Origin of the sequence: Erythrobacter westpacificensis (assembly GCF_039542285.1) — a bacterium.
Classification (GTDB): domain Bacteria; phylum Pseudomonadota; class Alphaproteobacteria; order Sphingomonadales; family Sphingomonadaceae; genus Alteraurantiacibacter; species Alteraurantiacibacter westpacificensis.
The window spans coordinates 23,895-38,409 of record NZ_BAABHV010000001.1 but is presented as its reverse complement, the minus strand read 5'-3'; the positions used below and the strand labels follow the sequence as shown (position 1 = coordinate 38,409).

The 14,515-nt window shown below is 61.1% G+C and carries 15 protein-coding genes and 1 tRNA gene; 3 read left to right on the top strand and 13 right to left on the bottom strand.

All coding sequences use genetic code 11. The features are described from left to right. Positions 1-48: 48 nt before the first annotated feature. The 9 genes from ABFX23_RS00190 to ABFX23_RS00150 form a co-directional block, all read right to left on the bottom strand. Positions 49-741, bottom strand: coding sequence for a DsbA family protein (locus ABFX23_RS00190; RefSeq protein ID WP_346031128.1), 693 nt, complete (start codon positions 739-741; stop codon positions 49-51). Between the two features lie 10 nt (positions 742-751). Further along, a complete protein-coding gene (locus ABFX23_RS00185; protein WP_346031127.1) occupies positions 752-2,209 on the bottom strand; it encodes a M48 family metalloprotease in 1,458 nt (485 codons plus the stop codon). Positions 2,210-2,261: 52 nt separating this feature from the next. Beyond that, positions 2,262-3,389 carry a phosphatase domain-containing protein gene (locus tag ABFX23_RS00180; RefSeq protein ID WP_346031126.1) on the bottom strand — a complete coding sequence of 376 codons (1,128 nt, stop codon included), beginning with the start codon at positions 3,387-3,389 and terminating at the stop codon, positions 2,262-2,264. A gap of 53 nt (positions 3,390-3,442) precedes the next feature. After that, positions 3,443-4,813: a PAS domain-containing protein gene (locus ABFX23_RS00175; protein WP_346031125.1), complete on the bottom strand. Its 1,371-nt coding sequence runs from the start codon at positions 4,811-4,813 to the stop codon at positions 3,443-3,445. Between the two features lie 138 nt (positions 4,814-4,951). Continuing rightward, entirely contained in the window at positions 4,952-5,392 is a 441-nt protein-coding gene (locus ABFX23_RS00170; RefSeq protein ID WP_346031124.1) for a DUF2141 domain-containing protein, read from the bottom strand. Beyond that, positions 5,392-6,114, bottom strand: coding sequence for a sterol desaturase family protein (locus ABFX23_RS00165; protein WP_346031123.1), 723 nt, complete (start codon positions 6,112-6,114; stop codon positions 5,392-5,394). Before ABFX23_RS00165 ends, ABFX23_RS00170 begins: the two co-directional genes overlap by 1 nt. 70 nt (positions 6,115-6,184) lie before the next feature. Further along, positions 6,185-6,715, bottom strand: a complete 531-nt coding sequence (locus ABFX23_RS00160; RefSeq protein ID WP_346031122.1) for an MmcB family DNA repair protein — start codon at positions 6,713-6,715, stop codon at positions 6,185-6,187. Between the two features lie 58 nt (positions 6,716-6,773). Further along, the gene (locus tag ABFX23_RS00155) at positions 6,774-7,169 is read right to left on the bottom strand and encodes a hypothetical protein (protein WP_346031121.1); all 396 of its coding nucleotides are present in this window, start codon (positions 7,167-7,169) and stop codon (positions 6,774-6,776) included. Positions 7,170-7,232: 63 nt separating this feature from the next. After that, the gene (locus ABFX23_RS00150; RefSeq protein WP_346031120.1) at positions 7,233-8,075 is read right to left on the bottom strand and encodes a hypothetical protein; all 843 of its coding nucleotides are present in this window, start codon (positions 8,073-8,075) and stop codon (positions 7,233-7,235) included. 166 nt (positions 8,076-8,241) lie between these two features. On the opposite strand from ABFX23_RS00150, the gene ABFX23_RS00145 reads away from it, so the two are divergent. From ABFX23_RS00145 to ABFX23_RS00135, 3 genes are all read left to right on the top strand, one after another. Beyond that, complete coding sequence (locus ABFX23_RS00145; protein WP_346031119.1) at positions 8,242-8,637, top strand: DUF6152 family protein; 396 nt, start codon at positions 8,242-8,244, stop codon at positions 8,635-8,637. Between the two features lie 87 nt (positions 8,638-8,724). Next, positions 8,725-8,801: transfer RNA gene (locus ABFX23_RS00140), tRNA-Arg, on the top strand. 674 nt (positions 8,802-9,475) lie between these two features. Then, positions 9,476-12,361 (top strand): Eco57I restriction-modification methylase domain-containing protein, encoded by a 2,886-nt coding sequence (locus tag ABFX23_RS00135; protein ID WP_346031118.1) that lies wholly within the window; start codon positions 9,476-9,478, stop codon positions 12,359-12,361. Positions 12,362-12,542: 181 nt separating this feature from the next. Here ABFX23_RS00135 and ABFX23_RS00130 read toward each other — a convergent pair whose 3' ends face one another. The 4 genes from ABFX23_RS00130 to ABFX23_RS00115 form a co-directional block, all read right to left on the bottom strand. Continuing rightward, a complete protein-coding gene (locus tag ABFX23_RS00130) occupies positions 12,543-13,055 on the bottom strand; it encodes a hypothetical protein (RefSeq protein WP_346031117.1) in 513 nt (170 codons plus the stop codon). An 84-nt stretch (positions 13,056-13,139) separates the two neighbouring features. Beyond that, positions 13,140-13,535 (bottom strand): winged helix domain-containing protein, encoded by a 396-nt coding sequence (locus ABFX23_RS00125; RefSeq protein WP_346031116.1) that lies wholly within the window; start codon positions 13,533-13,535, stop codon positions 13,140-13,142. Then, on the bottom strand, positions 13,528-13,719 hold the full coding sequence (locus tag ABFX23_RS00120) for a helix-turn-helix transcriptional regulator (protein WP_346031115.1): 192 nt from the start codon (positions 13,717-13,719) through the stop codon (positions 13,528-13,530). The genes ABFX23_RS00125 and ABFX23_RS00120 overlap by 8 nt, the downstream gene beginning before the upstream one ends. A gap of 116 nt (positions 13,720-13,835) precedes the next feature. Further along, complete coding sequence (locus ABFX23_RS00115; RefSeq protein ID WP_346031114.1) at positions 13,836-14,504, bottom strand: hypothetical protein; 669 nt, start codon at positions 14,502-14,504, stop codon at positions 13,836-13,838. Positions 14,505-14,515: the final 11 nt, after the last annotated feature.

The window sequence follows — 14,515 nt, the reverse complement described above, 5'->3', positions numbered from 1 at the left end:
GCCATCGGCTGCCGTGCGGGATTTGTCTCCCGTGCAAGGCGGCTTGCCTCAGGAATCGCGCGCCTCTTCGATCGCTGCGCTCAGCGTGGCCACGCCGACCGCGCCGGAAAGCACCTGGTCGCCCACCACCCAGGCAGGCGTGCCGGAAAGGCCCATGTTGCGGGCGAGGAAGACGTTGTTCTGCAACTGGCTCTCGAAGGCGCCTGATTCGATGGATGCGCGTGCCTGCTCCATGTCGACACCGGACTGCTGCGCAGCCTGCTCGATATTCTCGGGCGTCAGCCCCTCGAACGAGAACATGGCGTTGTGAAATTCCTCGAACTTGCCTTGCTGCGCGGCGGCCAGTGCCATGCGCGCGGCATCGGCGCTGCCTGCGGAAAGGATGGGGTATTCACGAATGACCACACGCAGGTCGGGATTTGCAGCGATCAGCTGGTTTACGTGGTCGACGCTCATGCGGCAGTAGCCACAGGCGTAATCGGAGAATTCAACCAGCGTGATTTCACCATTCGGGTTACCCAGCACGGCGCCGGGGAAGGGCGTCTCGATTTCCGAGCGCATCGGCTCCAGCCGGGCTACGGTTTCGCGGCGTTGCAGCTCCTCGATCGCTTCGGGCAGCATTTCCGGGTTGGCCATGATGGATTCGCGGGTCCGGTCGGGAGCAAGGCCCGAATAGTCCCATGCCGCAGCTCCGGCAAAACCGGCGATTACGGCGACGACAGTGGTGATGATCCAGCGCATGGCAAAAGGGTTACTGGCGATCCCGCTGGCGTTCAAGCAGTCCGCGCGCCTGCAGCGCCACGTCCTGCGCGCGGATCCAGTCGGGCGAACCCACGGGCAGGTTGCTCTCCGCTGCCTGCGCGTTCACCAGCGCACCCTGGAAATTGCCCTGCATCACCTGCTGTTCCGCACTGGCGAGACGGGCGCGCGGCGTGTCGCCGCGCTGGCCGTAGACCACGCCCAGCTGGTACCAGGCGAAGGGGTTCTCGTGGTCGCGTCCCACGGCAGCGCGCAGCACGCTTTCCGCTTCGTCGAGATTGGCGGGATTTTCCGTGGCGATCAGCGCATGGCCGAGGCTGCCGGCAATCAGCGGGTTGGACCCGGTAAGACGCGTGGCCTCGCGCAGCGGGGGAAGGGCATCTTCCACCCGGCCCGATTCGAGCAGAATCTGCCCTTTCAATTCGAGGAAATAGGGATCCTGCGGGTCCATCGCGATCAGCGCGTCCACTTCCGCCAGCGCCTCGTCCACCTTGGCCTGCTGGTGGTAGGCATAGGCGCGGGCATAACGGGCGGGCGCGCCGGTCATGTAGGAGGGGTAGTTGTTCAGCGTCCGCTCCGGCGGGGCGAGGTAGCCGTAGAGCTTGGCCTTCACCCGCTGGAACCGCTCTTCCAGCTCGGTCGTGTCGACGGGAGCGGTGGCGCAGATGCCCGGATCGCGCGAGATCACCTGCCCGCCCGATACGGACGGCGCTTCCTGCACTTCGGCGTAAAGATCGGCCTCAGGACCGCCCGACCCGTTGTTGATGGCATCCGTCAGCCTGGCGATGCGGTCGCCCGTCAGCGGGTGGGTGCGCGAATAGCCTGCGCTCTCGTCCTGCGGGATGTGGCGGCGGTATTCCATGTTCTGCAATTTGCCGAAGAACGTGATGAGGCCCGCGCCGTCGATCCCGGCGCATTCAATATATTCCACGCTGGCGGCATCGGCGCTGGCTTCCTGCACGCGGCTGAAGGCGAGGAAACTGCCCATTGCGGCCTGCTGCCCCGCGCCCAGCACGCCCATCGCCGCTTCGCCGCCACCGGCCAGCGCCGCACCGACGGCCAGCAGCGCGGAAAGCAGGGTGATGCGCGTTGCATTGCCCGCGCCTTCGGAGAAGCGGTTGATATGGCCGCCGGTGATGTGACCCAGTTCGTGCGCCAGCACGCCCTGCACCTCGTTGGCGCTGTCGGCGGCGTTGATGAGGCCGGAATGCACGAAGATGCGCTGTCCGCCCGCGACGAAAGCGTTGATCGAATTGTCGTTGATCAGCACCACTTCCACCGCGCCCTCGCCAAGCCCGGCGGCTTCGGCCAGCGGATCGACCATGTCCTGCAGCAACTGTTCCGTCTCGGCATCGCGCAGGATGGAGAGACTTTGCGCGGCAGCAGGCTGCACGGTTACGGCAATGGCGGCCAGCAGGGCCAGCAGGCGGGCGGCGAGGGTTTTTATCATGGCCATGAGGGCCGCAGCCTAGCGGCTTGCGCCATGAACCGGAACTGAAGATTTAGCCGCTCGCCTGCCCTTCGGCATCGGCGGCATCATCGTCGACCCGGTCGACCGTCTTGACGATCTGCTGGGTCTCTCCGCTGGGAGTGAAGCCGTTGGCGGCGAGGAATTCCAGCCCGGTCTCGTAATCCTCGCCCATCCACAGCGGTATCTGCGCGGCACGGATCGCGTCGATGGCGTCCTGTTCTTTCGCGGAAAGCGCCTCGGTCGAGACCGTGCGCATGAAGACGGCGGCGATCTGGCCGGGGAACGCCTTTGCCGCATTGGCGAAAGCGGGCAGGTCGCCTTGCGTATCGTCCCCGATCAGCGCGAACTGCATGTCGGGATACATCGCGAGGATACCGGCGATCGCCTCCACCTTGTGGCTGCCGTGGCTGGACTTGCCGAACGTCTGGCGGTTGAAGCCCCAGTCCCGCAGCTTGATCGGCCCCAGTGGCAGGCCGCGCATCTGCTGGAAGGCGACGAGGTAGGTGAACAGGTTCCACGGGCTGGAGGAGACGTAGAAGAACGGCCGCCGCGTGGCGACGAGGGCCTCGCTGGGCTTGTCCGCCTTACCGCTATCGCCAGCGCCGCCCAGTTCGCTGTAGAAGGTGGCCGCGCCAGGCACCACGGTGCGCTGGCCGGGCATCTGCGCGAACACGCGGTCCCAGTTGCGGGCGACGGAGCCGATGCCGCCGGTGATGCCGGTCTCTATGATGGTGTCGTCGATGTCGGAGATGACGGCCAGCCTGCCGTCGCAGCCGGGCGCCAGCACGTGCGCCTCCACCTCCTGCACGCCGTCGGGCGCGTTCCAGTGCAGGTGCACCACTTCCCAGGCCGGATGTTCGGGCAGGTCCCACTCCGGCTCCAGCGGCACGTCGAAATGCACGAAGCCTTCCTCGTCGCTTTCCATCTCTTGCGAAAGGATCGGGCCGTCCTTGCCGTGAACCACCAGGGTGACGGCAACGCCCGCCACTTCGTGACTGATGAACTGGCCGAGCATCGTGCCGATGGCGCCGAGCGTGCTCTGCCTGTCGAAATTGGCTTCCTTCACCCGCAGCGCGCGGGCGGAAAGGACGAGCCGGGAACGGCTGCGGTGGCCGAAATAGGGCTGGATGCGGAGCGGCCGGGTCGGGAAAAGGGGCATGCCTTTCCCAACCGCAATGTCAGCCTGTCGGTTCCGCCTCGCGGCAGGAACCGTCAGTCGAACAGGCCGCGCGCAGCCTTTTCGATGAGCGAGGCGTTGGCGGGCACTTCGCCCAGCATCACCACGTCGCCATCCTCGGTGCGGCGGATCATCACCAGTCCGAGTTCCTCGCCTTCGCCCGCCAGCGATTCGAACCGGCGCGGTTCCATGGCGCGCAGCTTGCGCACGACGGACTTCTTCGGCCCCTTGGCCTTGGGGGCGACGGGCTTGCCGTCCTGTTCGCGGCGCCAGGCACGCTCGGCAGCAATGATGCCCTTGAGGCCACCCTCGGCCGTCTTCAGGTGTTCGGCCAACGCGCCGCGTTCCACGCCAGTGCGCTTCGCCCAGCTCAGCACGGCAGCATATTCGGTGAGGCGCGTCTTGTCGTAATCCACGCCGAAGACCAGCTTCACCACCGGCGTCATGGGCGCGCGTTCCTGCATGGTCAGGCCCGAATCGCGCAGCAGTTCTGAGAAATCGGCCGGTGCATCGAGCGCGGCGATGGCGAAATCGTAGGCGCGGCTGACCGCTTCGTAGAGCGAGGTGCGGGTGCGCTCCTCGCTGCTCTGCGCCGTCTGCGCCATCTCGCGCGCGGCGGCCAGCCAGTCGGCCAGTTCCATCTGCGCGGGATCGAGCGTGGCGGAAGGCGCAATTTCAGGCTCGGCGATGTCGCCTGCCGTGAAGTCCGGGCTTGCCGGGCCATCGGCCCAGTCGACCATTTCGTCCGTCGCCGGGCGACGCGCTTCGGAGGCCCAGGCGTCGTCCTCGGCCTCTTCGTGGTCCAGCGCCTGGCCCATTTCCAGCACGAGTTCGTCCGATACCTCGCTGCTCGCCATCTCCTTCCAGTTGATGACGCCGTAGATGAAGTCGATGGTCTCATCGTCGCTGGAAAACGGCAGCAGGATGCCGCGATAGAGGATCGTCGCCCCGCGCTGGTTGACGAATTCGGCCTCGAACCCGATCGGTGCCTGGTTGGCGATGATCTGCATGTAATGGTCGGTGATGCGGCTCAGCAGCGAGCGGGCAGGCACGTCGGAAAGCTGGTTGATCTCGGCGGAATTGCTGTCGCATTCCAGCGCCAGGCTGGCACCGAGATAGGCGACTTCGGGATTTTCCAGCCCGCGCGAGAAATCCAGCAGCACCGAGTTGGGGCCGAAGTCGGGCAGGGCCTCGGGATCGAGATCGTCGATGGCCGGAAAATTGCGATTGTCGAGCAGGCTGGCCCAGAAATTGTAGGCGCGCACCTGCATCCGGCGCTCGTCCGTGCCGATGGCCGGCGGCGGGGTGTTGTCCACCGCGTCGTCGTACTCGTAATCCATGGCATCGAGCCCGGGGCCCAGGTCTGCCGTGTCGAGCGCTTCGAAGCTGCCGCGCAAAGTATCCATGCCAAAATCGCCTTTTCATGTGTCCTTGTGACAAAGACACCTTTGGCCATTTTTGGTAAAAATTGTGTGAAGTTGTGCCGGGCTTTTCGGCGGATATTCCCCACGAAACGGGCCTGAGCCCGTTAAATCTGCAAGCCTTTACAGCATGTAGCGCATGCGGATCGTCTGGTGCAGTTCGCGCGCGCCCACCTGTATGGCGGCATCGCCGAACGAGGGCGGCCCCATGTTCACGGGCGCATCGTTGGAAAAGCCGAACCCCTCGCGCGGCATCATGCCCAGCACGCGGTCCGCCTTGCCATTGTCGTTCTCGTCATGCAGCAGCGCGATGGCATAGGTGCCGGGCTGCACGTTGGCGAAGCGAAGGGTGGTGGCCTCACCGGCGGGCACGACCGTGCGATAACCCTGCGCCGAATTCTGGCAGCGCGGGAAACGCTGCGAATCGCGCGTCATGCAGGCGCGCACCACGCCATCGGTGTTGCGCAGGTTGGCAACCTCGATCACCACCTGCGTGCCGCGCAGGGCAGGGGCAGTCTGCGCCGAAAGCTGCGCGGCAGGCGCGCCCAGCATGGCTGCGGTCATTAGGGCGAGGAGGGCTTTGCCAGCCCGCGATCCGTTTTGCACAAGCGATCCCAGAACCTGAAATAGAGGCCGTAATTGCAGCGATACTCGTCATGGTGCCGCTGGTGATGGCTGGCTGTTATCACCCAATTCCCTGCGCGGGAATGAACAAGCCATTTCGGAAACATTTCCCAGCCCATGTGATTGGTGACGCCCATCACCGTCATGATCGCCAGTACCAGCCCCAGCACCCCCACGTGAACGGGGATGAAGAACACCAGGAACGGTATCACCACCGCGCCGGTGATCGCCTCGATCGGGTGGAAGCTCATCGCTGCCCATGCCGTCGGCGGGCGGCTGGCATGGTGCACGGCGTGGGCGATGCGGAACCACTTGGGTTTGTGCATCCAGCGGTGGGTCCAGTAGAACCAGGTGTCGTGCGCGAACAGGTAGAGAAACAGCGAGAGCGGCAGGTACCACAGCGGATAGGCCGCAAGGTCGGTATAGATGCGCGTCCAGCCCAGTTCCTGCCAGCCCCAGGCCACCACGCCCGCGGGTATGCCGTAAATCGCCGCCGACACCATCGACCAGCCGATTTCCTTGCGAATCTGCGGGTTCAGCCCGTTGTAGAGACCGGGACGCACGGCACGCGTGGCGAGGGCGAAGCCCCCGCTGGTGAGCAGGTAGCGCACGGCGACGATTGCCGTCATGGCAAGGGCCGAAAGGATGATCGCGAGAAGCATTGGGCGAGGCTTATGGCGCAAGCCGCGTAATTATTCCATTACCCGTTGCAGGGCCCGCGTAAGTCGCGGTTCAACCTGCCAGTTCCGCGCCCCAGGTGTTGCAATGCGGGTCCGCCGCCACCTGCAAACGGCGCAGGGCCGTTCGCGACAACCGCTCCACCTCCACCCGCCGACGCGCGGCGGCGAGCGGGTGGCTGGGGGCGGGGCGGACGATCTCGGCATCGTATTCGTCGGCCACGATCACGCCGCAGCATTCCGGGCGGAAGTCCGGCCCGTCGAGGCAGGCGCGGTCAAGCTCGGGCGGGAGGCCCCAGTAGAAGCGGTCGCAGAAGTCGAGATAGTCGGGCCACTTGCCGTCCCCCATCAGGTCTCCGCGCGCGGTCTTCACCTCGACGATCACGATCTTGCCCTTGGCATCGATGCCCATCAGGTCTGCCCGCCTGCCATTGCGCAGCGGCATTTCTGGCAAGGCCCAGACATTGTTGCGCGCGAACAGGCGGGAAATGCCCCGGCACACGGCACGAGAGCGAAGGGTGAAGGGATCGTCGCCCGCATCGTGCGCGGCGCCAGGTGCGGAGGGTTGGATCAGCGAATCGGCCATGTCCCGAAACTGGAACGAAAAGCGAACACGGTCAAGCCGTGCTGGCACTCTTTTGCGCTCAGGCGCTGCGGCGCGGGCCGTGCTCTCCAGTGGAAGGAAGCAGTGCAAGCAGGGCGGAGCGCGCAGCCGCGAATTCGCGCCAAAGGGCGAGGGCGGCGGGCCTGCAATTGGCCCCGCGCGCGTTCACGGCCAGCAGCGCGGTAATCCCCGGCTCCATTACCGCGGCAAGATCGGCGCAGCCATTCTCGACAAGATCGCGCCGCCACTTCTCCGTATTCCGGATGAGGGCGGGGAAGTCGCGAATCTCCTTGCTCGGCCGCTCCGGTTCCATTCCGGCCAGCATGGCCACCACCTGTCCCGCCTCGCCAAGCGCGGCCCAGCGCATCGAGGTGCTGCTGGCATCGATGGTGGAGCGAAAATGGGAATTGGCAAAATTGACCGAGGGTGCATTCATGCCCCACGCCGTAGCGCCGCGCTGGTTGCCAATCGGTTAGCGATCCAAGCGGATAGAGCGCGCTCAGTCCTCGGTCGGTTCACCCATGCCCTCGCCGGGCTCATCTTCCGAAACCGGTGGTCCGAAGGGGTCGCCCTCGTCATCCAGCCCTAGGTCGATGTTGGCGCCGTCCTCCCCGGTAACGAGGCGGTTGTTCTCGCACACGTATTCACGGATCGGGAATTCGTTCTGCCGCTTGTAGAACAGGTGCATCACGTGCGGCTCTGCCAGCACGGGCGGATCGGTGACGGTGATTTCCACCGCCAGTTCGCCTTCGGCCGGCATGTAGATCCGTTCGCTCACCCGCATCTGGTCCGAATGCGGCACGTAGATGCCGCGCGCGATGCCGTTCATCTCGTGCAGGCCCACGGTTTCCACCACCAGCGCGTCACCTTCCCAGTGACCCACCGAATTGCCGTTGAAGAAGGGTTCGGGATCGTCCGGCAAGTCGCGCCCGTCGGTGAAAATGCGCCGCGCCTGGCCGTATGCCTCTGTCAGGATGGTCACGCGGCCGGGTGAGTAGAGCACTTCGATCGGCATTCCGCCCACGCTCATGATCAGCGGCACGCCCGGCGGCAGGCAGCGCGCCTCGGCTTCCAGCGGCGGCCCGGTTTCGGCATAGCGCGCCTCGAACTCGTCCTGCACCGCCTGCGCCTCTGGCGTCAGCACGACGGGGGCGACGGTAACGCCGAACAGGCGTTCCCAGTCCTGATGCCAGGTGCCGGTCCAGTCGGGCAGGTCCGCCAGCTCCGCATAGCCCTCGGCGCGCGGGGGCGTGTAGTCGCCCTCCTGTGCAGCGGCCGGAATGGCCAGCGTGGCAAGCGCGGTTACAGCTGCCGCGCGCAGGAATCCTACGTTGAGTTTCATCCGGTTTTCCTCACCCATGTTGATCCTGTTTGGCATGAGGTTGCGGTGCTTTGCGGGGCCAAGTCAAGCGACGGGTTGATTTTGTCCGGTTCTTGCTGGCATGATCTTTCCCGACAAGAGGCGACCGGCGCAGATCGGCTGCCCATTTGCGGAGAGAGTGAGACACATGACCACGAAACCGTTCCGCCGCACCGTGCTGGCCGCAGGGGCTGCCCTGGCCGTGGTCGCAGGCATGGCCGTGCCCGGTTCGGCGCACCATTCCACCGCCATGTTCGAATGGGGATCGGAGAGCACGCTGGAGCAGATGACGGTGGAGCGCTGGGTGTGGACCAATCCGCACACCTTCATCTACGCCCGCGATTCGCGCGACCGGCGCTGGTCGTTCGAGGGGATGACGCCCAACACGCTGAGCCGCTTCGGCTGGAACCGCCGCTCGCTGGCACCGGGCGAGGTGATTACCGTGGGCTACTATCCCTTGCGCGACGGGCGCCGCGGCGGCTTCAACGTGCGCGTGATCAAGGAAGACGGCACCGAACTGGTGCAATTGCCCCGTTCCCAATAATCGCGGTCGGACAGCGAAAGGCGAGATTGCGCTTGGCGATGCCGCGTGCCATTGCTACGGGCGCGCCGCTGCCAACAGTGGCGACTGGCACCCGTAGCTCAGCTGGATAGAGCGCTGCCCTCCGAAGGCAGAGGCCACAGGTTCGAATCCTGTCGGGTGCGCCAGCTTTTCAATGACTTAGGGAAGCACCACTCGCTCCGTATGGAATGAGTATGGAAAACAGGGGGTCTGGCTTGCCCAGCTTCCGGATGCCCTGCCGAGCTCGCAATCCGACAATCTTGGCGCGGCTGGCAGTCCAGATAATCGCGGGTCCTACCTGCCTATTGCGCTCGCATGAAGCGCTAGCTGACCGCTTTTTGTCCGGCTGGGCCGTTTCGACGCATTAGGTTCAGTTAGAAGTTACAGTCTGAGCCACGGCGGCTAGGCAGCTTGAGGCAGGCGAATTGTATGGATCGCAGACAACTCGCGGACATTGACGAATTTCAATCACGATTTCAGAATCTTGTCGCGCAATGAGTTGGCTACGGATCGGCGCAAACCCGCTCAACTCGCAGGCGGGTGACTTTCGCCCAAACCACTATTCTTGAAGGTTTAGAAAGCCTTACATCCCGAAATCGCGGGGTAGGGTGTGCTTGCCAAATTTCCCAGCTGCGACGCGTAGACCGGTGTGACCTGACCCGTGATCCATGGAGATCAGTCGAATTCTTGCCAATGGAGCGCGAGCGAATGGGTTGCGGCATGAGATTGGGAGCCTTTCACTAGCCAACCGTACCGTCCCGCCACCGGACTGATGCCGAAGTCACTTTTCGGCTTACCGGCAGCGTGCAATAGGAGATGCATGCCCGCGCCAAAGATAATCAGTGATCTAGTTGAACGCTTTCGCCTTCACAAAGATGCTTACCAAGCCAGCTCCTACAACGAAACTCAGGTCCGTAGGGAGTTTATCGATCCGTTCTTCAAGGCTCTTGGTTGGGACATCGACAACGAGCAAGGCTATGCCGAAGCGTACAAGGATGTGGTGCATGAAGACGCGCTCAAGATCGGCGGGAATACCAAGGCCCCCGACTATGCCTTCCGTATCGGAGGCACGCGAAAGTTTTTTCTGGAAGCGAAAAAGCCATCGGTAAACATTAAACAGGATGTTGGACCAGCCTTCCAACTTCGCAGGTATGCATGGAGCGCCAAGCTACCCCTATCTATACTCACCGATTTTGAAGAGTTCGCAGTCTACGATTGCCGGGTCAAACCTGAGAGGACTGACAAGGCAAGCGTCGCTCGCACCGTCTACTATACGTTCGAGGACTATCTCGACAAATGGGACGAGATCGAAGCAATCTTCTCTCGTGAGGCGGTCCTTAAGGGATCGTTCGACAAGTACGCGGCTGACAATCGGCGCAAGCGAGGAACAGCAGAGGTCGACGATGCCTTCCTAGAAGAAATCGAGTCGTGGCGAGCGGCACTTGCGCGTAACATCGCGCTACGTAACCAGGACTTAGATGTTCGGGAGCTTAATGCTGCCGTTCAGAGAACAATCGATCGGATCGTTTTCCTCCGTATCGCGGAAGACAGAGGGATCGAGAGATACGGCCAGCTGCAAGCACTTACTTCAGGCAAAGAGGTTTACGAAGGGCTCGCCTCCCTGTTCCGCAAGGCAGATGACCGCTACAACTCTGGTCTCTTTCATTTCCGAAAAGGAGACGGGTCCCCAGAAACCTTAGACACGTTCACGCTCGACCTTGAGATCGATGACAAAGTTCTAAAGTCGATCCTGAAGAGCCTGTATTACCCTGATAGCCCCTACGAGTTCTCAGTTCTGCCCGCAGACATACTGGGTCAAGTCTACGAGCGCTTCTTAGGCAAGGTAATTCGGCTCGCAGGAACTCGTGCGATCATTGAAGAGAAACCTGAGGTCAAGAAGGCCGGCGGCGTTTACTATACGCCAGCTTACATTGTTGATTACATTGTGAACAACACGCTTGGAAAACTGCTCGAAGGCAAAACCCCCTCTCAAGCGTCAGGAGAAGATGGCCGCGCCAAAGACCGTTCGCCAATTCGCGTTCTGGATCCGGCATGCGGGTCGGGCTCATTCCTAATTGGCGCCTACCAGTTTTTGCTCGAATGGTACCGCGACGCGTATGTCGCCGATGGTCCTGCAAAGCATGCTGGTGGCAAAGAGCCAAAGTTGATGCAGACCGGAAAGGACGATTGGCGCCTGACAATTGCGGAACGCCGAAGAATCCTGCTCACCCACATTTACGGTGTGGACATCGACACGCAGGCTGTTGAAGTCACGAAATTGTCGCTCCTCTTGAAGGTTCTGGAAGGCGAAACAGCAGATGCAATGGCCAGGCAGATGGATTTCTTCCATATAAGGGCGCTACCTGATCTCGGGCATAATATCAGGTGCGGCAATTCGCTTATCGGTAGCGACTTTTATGGGACATATTCCTACTCGCTCTTTTCAGACGACGACCACATCGCGATGAATGTCTTCGACTGGGAAGCCGAATTTCCGTTTCTTAAAAGGGCAGGCGGGTTCGACTGCGTGATTGGAAACCCTCCATATCTCTTTTCAGCAGGGAAGGATCAGGCGCTCTACTACCAAGACCGATACGAGCTTACGGAGTACCAAACGGATTTCTATGTATACTTCATTGAAAGGGGTATTAACCTTCTGAAAGATGGCGGCATTATCTCGTATATCGTTCCCGACTCATGGCTCAATTCTGCTAATTTTTCACGCGTACGCCATACTTTGCTGAACGACTGGGCGACTGAGAGCGTGAGCATCTTTGACTACAAGGTCTTCAAAGATGCGAATATCGAGAACACCGTATTCTTCACTCGCAATGCGCCCCCGTTGAAGGCCCTCGACGTCATCAAGTTCAAGTCACCTGTCGAATACGGTCAGGTGAACTCTCTGAATGTCAGCGACATCAACAGAGTAGGATTGATAAACCCTCACTATGAGAAGCGTGCAGAGAAGATCATCTCTCGACTAGACAAGGGGTTTGCCAACTTCGGGTCCCTTGTTCGACTGAATCGCGGTCTGCACGCGTACCGCACTGACGGCTATGGTGCTTCGGCGTACGGTAAAGGGCCGCAAACAAAGCGAGACAAGGACGAGCGGTCTTACCATGCCGATAGTCCCATGGATAAGACCTACCTGCCTGAAGTCAGAGGCAGAGACGTCTTCTGGCTAACCTATCGGTATTCGGGCCAATACGTCTCCTATGGCGACTGGTTAGCAGAGCCTCGCGATCCGGACTTCATGCATAAACCCAAGGCCGTTTTCCGGAAGACTCTCGGGCCTATTCTATCAGCCGCGTACATTGAAGAGTCCGCTGCCATTGACCAAGCGCTCTACATTGCAATTAGCAAGAGTGATGACACCCAAGTACTCAAGACCGCCCTTGGCGTTTTAACAAGCCCCTTAGGTGCTTGGTATCTTCGAACGAAGTATGCGATCTACGATAGATTGCATCCTTGGTACACAAAGAAGCAGCTTGAAGAGTTTCCAATGCTGCCCAGCTCAAGTGAGATTGCCGGACTGGTGGATGCATTGACTGAGGTTATTGACGAGGAAGGGGCAGCAAGAGTTGAGTCCCACCGGCGCCGATTGAAGTTAAAATCAGACATGCTGCGGGAGGAACTTTGGGACGTAGTCGCACGCGCTTACGGTCTCTCGGAGACCGAAAAGTCCATCATTGCACCTGACTTCTGAAACGCTCGAGAGCCTGTAGAAGCACATCGATCGAGCAATGTTATGGAAGACCACCCATGGTGGCAGCTATGTGTGCGTAGGAATCCGACACAAAGCGAAATGGCTGAATTCCGCCGTTTCGGCCTCTCGGCGTATTGGAAACCAACACCGCTTTCACTTTCAGTTTGGCACTGTTTCAGCCCTATGTGTCGGAATCCAATACCGGCAATCGGCCAGAATCCCTCGCCTTCCGAAATGCCTTCAAAGCCCGCGTTCCGCGTTCCATCCGTTTGTGCGCTTTCGTGCCGGGTTCCGGCTGGCAACTCATGAATGCCATAGAAGGGCCTTTGCGACCTGGACCAGCGAGCCAAGTCAATCGCCAGCATCGAGCGCGGGATTTTTCAGCTGCTTTGACGTGAAACGAAGCGCTCTCGGTCATCTCGATGAGCCCCAGTCCCTGCAATTCATCGAAGGCGCTCCGCACGGCTGTAAGGTCGGCCATACCCAGCCGCCCTGCCGCGTCACGGATGCTGAGGTAGAGGCTCCCGTTGTTCTCGCCATTGTCCAGCATGGTGAGCTCCACCAGCAGGGCACGCGCTGCGGTGCTGAGCGCACGATACGCAGGTGAGTTCAAAAGGCGATGATCCAGCCTAGCAAAACGCGAGGTAGGGTTGCGGCCTTTCTGGTTGGGCTTGTTTCTGTTTCGCTTGCGCACGGCAAGTCACTCCCATGTGCGGGATTGATCCTGCGAACGGAAACAGGGCGACCGTTATCAGCCGCCCCGCCTGCATCCGCTTTGTCAGTTGGAAATCACTTCGATGATGGTCACTGTCGACCGCAGGACGTAGCGGGCATGGCGCCCTTCATCATGCGTTCCCCACATTCTTGCGATCACGAGGCTCTGCCGTGTTTCGAGCTCGCGCACATGATGAGAGAGCCGAAGCGACCAAGTTTCAGGCGCAAGTGGCGTGATCCCCTCTTCGCCTGCCTCCATGAGCGCCAACAGTACCTTCGCAATTTGACCCGACACTGTGAACGGCTGGCCGCTGGGCCCGATTGCCTTCACGACAATGCGCTTGCGAGGGGTTCTGGGCGAATGGTAAGGTTCGGCCTGTCCAATGGCTTCGTCGCCTTCGACATCCGCCCCCAGAGCCGTTGCAGCGGCGCTGGGGGCATCTTTCTTGCGGTCATCCATTGGAAGCCTCCCCGCCTTGTGTCGGAAGGCTCGATGCCCACGCTTCAGCATCGGCAAGTGCGATGCGCGTTGCGCGGCCGATTTTCTTGATGGGGATGCGATTGGCGGCCACCTCGCGATAAAAAGCGGAATGGCTGATTTTGTAGCGGTTCTTGAACTCCGCCACAGTCAAGAGTGTGGTCATGGTGCTTTCCATGCCCATGCAGGAGCGGAACCCAATGCCGCCGTGCTTCAGGGCACAGCTAGGGATGCCCCGCAGTCGGAGCCCAAAAAATGGAATCCTGACGAACCGCTGGCGGCCTATTTCTTGGGTGGTCGCCCTCGAGTGGGGATGTCGCTGAGCCTTAAATCAGGTTCTCGCAGAACGCCTAAGCTGTACGGGGCAGACGGATCGACATAGCCGCGCATTCGGGCATTGCGACGAAAGATGGCAAGTAGCTTCTCGATTCCATCCATGTCAGGAAGATTCAATTTTGGCCGGTAGAAGACTGGGAAGCTGCCAATCTGGGGGTACGGTGCGCCGGTGCGGTAGTCATACTTAACCGCCTCAATTGCCTCCGACTTCGATTGGCCAGCGGCCATCCGTTGATAGACTTCCCTGCCGATTTTCTGAGCAAGAAACTCGCGCTCAAATTCACGGTCACGTTTCCCGCCATCCGACTTTTCGGAGCGCTTCCGTCTGCGAACGCTTAGGGTCCAGTCCTGCATCGACTTGGTGGCCGCCAGTAGCGTCAGGGTCAGTGTGTCCAACCTGCCGAAGCGTTTCACGAGAATGCGCAATGCGCGAAATCTCTCCAAGGAAGTGGCCGCATCCCAATCTTGTGCGGCAATTGCCACCGCTTCAAAGTCGCGCCGAAAGCTATCACCAGCAGGATAGAGATCCTGCCAAGATTCCTGAACGAGGCGATGTATCTCTCTGTCTCGGCGAATGGCCTTGAGGTCTTCGCTTTCCTCGACCTTCCCTTTCATTCCCCCGGTAG

What these genes read in the sequence shown, in the direction of transcription:
- ABFX23_RS00155 (WP_346031121.1), bottom strand. Translation starts at nt 7,169, where the DNA reads ATGAATGCACCCTCGGTCAATTTTGCCAATTCCCATTTTCGCTCCACC.
- ABFX23_RS00135 (WP_346031118.1), top strand. Translation starts at nt 9,476, where the DNA reads ATGCCCGCGCCAAAGATAATCAGTGATCTAGTTGAACGCTTTCGCCTT.
- ABFX23_RS00150 (WP_346031120.1), bottom strand. Translation starts at nt 8,075, where the DNA reads ATGAAACTCAACGTAGGATTCCTGCGCGCGGCAGCTGTAACCGCGCTT.
- ABFX23_RS00165 (WP_346031123.1), bottom strand. Translation starts at nt 6,114, where the DNA reads ATGCTTCTCGCGATCATCCTTTCGGCCCTTGCCATGACGGCAATCGTC.
- ABFX23_RS00125 (WP_346031116.1), bottom strand. Translation starts at nt 13,535, where the DNA reads ATGGATGACCGCAAGAAAGATGCCCCCAGCGCCGCTGCAACGGCTCTG.
- ABFX23_RS00185 (WP_346031127.1), bottom strand. Translation starts at nt 2,209, where the DNA reads ATGATAAAAACCCTCGCCGCCCGCCTGCTGGCCCTGCTGGCCGCCATT.
- ABFX23_RS00190 (WP_346031128.1), bottom strand. Translation starts at nt 741, where the DNA reads ATGCGCTGGATCATCACCACTGTCGTCGCCGTAATCGCCGGTTTTGCC.
- ABFX23_RS00160 (WP_346031122.1), bottom strand. Translation starts at nt 6,715, where the DNA reads ATGGCCGATTCGCTGATCCAACCCTCCGCACCTGGCGCCGCGCACGAT.
- ABFX23_RS00115 (WP_346031114.1), bottom strand. Translation starts at nt 14,504, where the DNA reads ATGAAAGGGAAGGTCGAGGAAAGCGAAGACCTCAAGGCCATTCGCCGA.
- ABFX23_RS00170 (WP_346031124.1), bottom strand. Translation starts at nt 5,392, where the DNA reads ATGACCGCAGCCATGCTGGGCGCGCCTGCCGCGCAGCTTTCGGCGCAG.
- ABFX23_RS00180 (WP_346031126.1), bottom strand. Translation starts at nt 3,389, where the DNA reads ATGCCCCTTTTCCCGACCCGGCCGCTCCGCATCCAGCCCTATTTCGGC.
- ABFX23_RS00175 (WP_346031125.1), bottom strand. Translation starts at nt 4,813, where the DNA reads ATGGATACTTTGCGCGGCAGCTTCGAAGCGCTCGACACGGCAGACCTG.
- ABFX23_RS00145 (WP_346031119.1), top strand. Translation starts at nt 8,242, where the DNA reads ATGACCACGAAACCGTTCCGCCGCACCGTGCTGGCCGCAGGGGCTGCC.
- ABFX23_RS00120 (WP_346031115.1), bottom strand. Translation starts at nt 13,719, where the DNA reads ATGACCACACTCTTGACTGTGGCGGAGTTCAAGAACCGCTACAAAATC.